This window comes from Mesorhizobium sp. M7A.F.Ca.AU.001.01.1.1, from assembly GCF_004022735.1.
Classification (GTDB): domain Bacteria; phylum Pseudomonadota; class Alphaproteobacteria; order Rhizobiales; family Rhizobiaceae; genus Mesorhizobium; species Mesorhizobium ciceri.
Genome location: NZ_RZPF01000590.1, coordinates 1 through 4,226 on the forward strand (window position 1 = coordinate 1; position 4,226 = coordinate 4,226).

The following is a 4,226-nucleotide window of genomic DNA, read 5'->3' on the forward strand; positions in this document are numbered from 1 at the left end:
CAGGTGCAGTGGGTGCGCTACGGCCACCGCGTCTTCGACCGCTTGGCGCGGCTGCGGCAGCCGACAATCGCCGTCCTGTCCGGCCATGCGCTTGGCGGCGGCCTGGAACTGGCTGCGGCTTGCGACTTGCGCGTGGCGGAAACACAAGTGAAATTAGGCTTCCCGGAAACCTCGATTGGCGTCGTGCCCGGCTGGTCCGGTACGCAGCGCGCCGTGCGCCGCTTCGGCGCGCAGACGGTGCGCCGCATGGCGCTGGGCGGCGAGATCCTTCTCGCCCCCGAGGCACTCGCCCTGGGCATCGTCGACCGGGTGGTCGCAACTGGCAACGCACACGAAGAAGCAAAGGCGTGGGCGGAAAAGATCGCCGAGCGCGGCCCGCTGGCGACGGAAGCCGCCAAGCTGATGATCGCGGTCGCCGAAGGCGAGGAAAGTGCCGCCGCCACCGAAGCGCTGGCCAGCGGCTTCATCGCCCTGACCGGCGATCTGAAGGCCGGCGTCGATGCCTTCAAGGCCAAGCAGAAGCCGGCCTTTTCGAGATCCTAGAGCAAACATATGAACGCACCCCTGAAGATCGCCATGCCGGCCGAGGCGGCCGAAGCCCCGAAAGGCTACAAGCTGCTGATCAACGGCAAGCATGTCGATGCCCGCGACGGCCGCACGATTGCTCGAAACAGCCCCGGCCACGGCTTCACCGTCTCGCACTATGCGCAGGCCGGTGAGGCCGAAGTGGAAGCCGCTGTGCTTGCCGCCCACAGGGCTTTCGAAACGGGTCCATGGCCGCGCATGAAGGCGGCCGAACGTGCCGGGATCCTGCTCAAGGCAGCTGATCTGATCGAGGGCCGGCTGGAAGACATCGCCCGGCTCGACGCACTGGAATCGGGCAAACCGATCGCCCAGGCACGCGGCGAGATCGGCGGCGCCGTCGACATCTGGCGCTATGCCGCCTCGCTTGCCCGCACCCTGCATGGTGAAACCTACGCCAATCTCGGCGACGCCATGCTGGGTGTCGTCCTGCGCGAACCGATCGGCGTCGTCTCGATCATCACCCCGTGGAATTTCCCGTTCCTGATCGTCAGCCAGAAACTGCCCTTCGCGCTCGCCGCCGGCTGCACGGCGGTGGTCAAGCCGAGCGAAATGACCTCGGCCTCGACCTTCGTGCTCGGCGACATCCTGATGCAGGCCGGCCTGCCCGCCGGCGTCGTCAATATCCTGGCCGGACTTGGCGCCGATGTCGGTGCGCCGATGGTCAGCCACCCGCTGGTCGAAATGGTCTCGTTCACCGGCTCCACCCGCGTCGGCAAGATGACGATGGCATCCGCCGCGCAGTCGCTGAAGAAAGTCTCGATGGAGCTCGGCGGCAAGAACGGCCAGATCGTCTTCCAGGACGCCGACCTCGAAGCGGCCGCCGATGCGGCGGTGTTCGGCGGCTTCTTCAATGCCGGCGAGTGCTGCAATGCCGGCAGCCGGCTGATCGTGCACGAGGCGATCGCCGACGATTTTCTCAGCGCCGTCAAGGCGCTTGCCGCCAGGGTCACGGTCGGCGATCCGCTCGATGACCAAACCAAGGTCGGCGCGATGATCTCGTCCGACCATTTGGCCAAGGTTGCCGGTTACGTTGCGGCAGCCGCGACCGAGGGCAGCAGCATCTACAGCGGAGGCAAGCAATTGGCCTCCAATATCGGTCAATACCTCGATCCCACCATCATCCGCGGCGTCACCGAGGACATGGCCATAGCGCGCGAGGAAGTGTTCGGCCCGGTGCTCTCGGTGCTGACTTTTGAATCGATTGAAAAGGCGTTGCACATCGCCAACAACACGCCCTATGGTTTGTCGGCAGGCGTGTGGAGCGCCAGCATCGACACTTGCATGTCGGTCGCGCGCGGCGTGCGTTCGGGAACCGTTTGGGTGAACACGTTCATGGAAGGTTATCCCGAGCTGCCTTTCGGAGGCTACAAGCAGTCCGGTCTCGGACGCGAACTCGGCAAACGCGCCGTCGAGGATTATACCGAGGAAAAGACAATCCAGTTTCATCGCGGCCAGCGCACCGGGTGGTGGGTCGGCTGAGTTGAGAAGAACCCGGCGGCATCCGCCGGTCGTGTAATGCAACAAGGGAGGAAGTACATGTTGCGCAAACTGCTTATCGGAACGGCTCTCGCGTCGGGCCTGGCTTTCGCGGCCCACGCCGAGGACGTCAAGGAAGTCCAGATGCTGCATTGGTGGACCTCGGGCGGCGAAGCGGCTGCTCTCAACGTCCTCAAGGGTGATCTGGCCAAGGAAGGCTATGCCTGGAAGGACGTGCCGGTGGCCGGCGGCGGCGGCGATGCCGCCATGACCGCGCTGAAGGCGATGGTCGCGGCCGGCAATTATCCGACCGCCTCGCAGATGCTCGGCTACACCGTGCTCGACTATGCAGCCGCCGGCGTCATGGGCGACCTGACCGAAACGGCGAAGAAGGAAGGCTGGGACAAGTCCGTTCCGGCAGCCCTGCAGAAGTTTTCGGTCTATGACGGCAAGTGGGTCGCGGCGCCGGTCAACGTTCACTCGGTCAACTGGCTGTGGATCAACAAGGCCGTCCTGGACAAGATCGGCGGCACCGAGCCGAAGACCTTCGACGACTTCGTTGCCCTGCTCGACAAGGCCAAGGCGGCAGGCGTGATCCCGCTCGCTCTCGGCGGCCAGAACTGGCAGGAAGCCACCATGTTCGACTCCGTCGTGCTGTCGACCGGCGGACCCGAGTTCTACAAGAAGGCCTTCAACGACCTCGATGACGAGTCCCTGAAGTCCGACACGATGAAGAAGTCGTTCGACAATCTGGCCAAGCTCGTCACCTATGTCGACCCCAACTTCTCGGGCCGCGACTGGAACCTTGCCACCGCCATGGTCATCAAGGGCGATGCCCTGGTGCAGGTCATGGGCGACTGGGCGAAGGGCGAGTTCCACGCCGCCAACAAGACCCCGGGCACCGACTTCCTGTGCTATCGCTTCCCGGGCACCGACGGCTCGGTGATCTACAACTCCGACATGTTCGGCATGTTCAATGTTCCCGACGACCGCAAGGCCGCCCAGGTCGCACTGGCCACCGCCACCCTGTCGAAGAGCTTCCAGTCGGCCTTCAACGTCGTCAAGGGTTCGGTTCCGGCCCGTACCGACGTTCCGGACACCGACTTCGACGCTTGCGGCAAGAAGGGCATCGCCGACCTGAAGGCAGCCAATGAAGGCGGCACGCTGTTCGGCTCGCTGGCCCAGGGTTATGGCGCGCCTCCGGCAGTCGCCAATGCCTACAAGGACGTCGTTTCGAAGTTCGTCCATGGTCAGATCAAGACCTCGGACGAAGCCGTGACCGAGCTGGTCAAGGCGATCGACGACGCCAAGTAAGCGCCACGCGCCAAAAACGCCTTCCCCGCTCCGGCGGGGAAGGCCCAGATCCGCGAACATAGATCCGCGAAGCTGGTTGGCCGCGAGTCGACGGGAGGAGCCCCATGAGCACGGTAGCGACAAGCCAGATCAAGCTGACGCCGGAGCATGCGCGGCCACGCGCCTCGGTGCGCTCGCGCCTGCAGGACGCATTGCCGAAGATCGTGCTGGCGCCGAGCTTCGCCATCACCATCGTCTTCGTCTACGGCTTCATCCTGTGGACGATCTATCTGTCCTTCACCAATTCCAAGACCTTCCCGTCCTATGTCCTAACCGGCTCGCGCGCCTATCAGCGGCTGTGGGGCTGGACCTTCGACACAGACCCGCCGTCGAGCTGGTACACGTCGATCACCAATATGGGTATTTTCGGTTTCCTCTACATCGCAATCTGCCTGGCGCTCGGCCTGTTCCTGGCCATCCTGCTCGACCAGAAGATCCGCGGCGAAGGCGTGTTGAGGCCGATCTATCTCTATCCGATGGCGCTGTCCTTCATCGTCACCGGCGTCGCCTGGAAATGGTTCCTCGATCCCGGCCTCGGTCTCGAGCAGACCTTGCATCAATGGGGTTGGACGAGCTTCCATTTCGACTGGATCAAGAATAAGGATTTCGTCATCTACACGGTGGTCATTGCCGGCGTCTGGCAGGCCTCCGGCTTCATCATGGCGATGTTCCTGGCCGGCCTGCGCGGCATCGACGGCGAGATCATGAAGGCGGCGCAGATCGACGGCGCCACCAACTTCCAGCTCTATCGCCGCATCGTCATCCCGCTGCTGCGGCCGATCTTCCTGTCGGCCTTCATCGTGCTCGCGCAC

4 protein-coding genes are annotated in these 4,226 nt (G+C 64.0%); all 4 read left to right on the plus strand.

What is annotated here, in order from left to right; all coding sequences use genetic code 11:
• Nucleotides 1–543, plus strand: a 543-nt coding sequence (locus tag EN884_RS27765; RefSeq protein ID WP_164895183.1) for an enoyl-CoA hydratase/isomerase family protein, incomplete at its 5' end; no start/stop codon positions are given.
• Nucleotides 544–552: 9 nt separating this feature from the next.
• A complete protein-coding gene (locus EN884_RS27770) occupies nucleotides 553–2,064 on the plus strand; it encodes an aldehyde dehydrogenase family protein (protein WP_063168955.1) in 1,512 nt (503 codons plus the stop codon).
• A 57-nt stretch (nucleotides 2,065–2,121) separates the two neighbouring features.
• Nucleotides 2,122–3,375, plus strand: a complete 1,254-nt coding sequence (locus EN884_RS27775) for an ABC transporter substrate-binding protein (RefSeq protein ID WP_013529701.1) — start codon at nucleotides 2,122–2,124, stop codon at nucleotides 3,373–3,375.
• A 104-nt stretch (nucleotides 3,376–3,479) separates the two neighbouring features.
• Nucleotides 3,480–4,226: sugar ABC transporter permease (locus tag EN884_RS27780; protein WP_164895184.1), on the plus strand; the 747-nt coding region annotated here is incomplete at its 3' end.

Excerpts from the sequence above, each read along its gene's own strand:
- EN884_RS27770 (WP_063168955.1), top strand. The coding sequence starts at position 553 with ATGAACGCACCCCTGAAGATCGCCATGCCGGCCGAGGCGGCCGAAGCC.
- EN884_RS27775 (WP_013529701.1), top strand. The coding sequence starts at position 2,122 with ATGTTGCGCAAACTGCTTATCGGAACGGCTCTCGCGTCGGGCCTGGCT.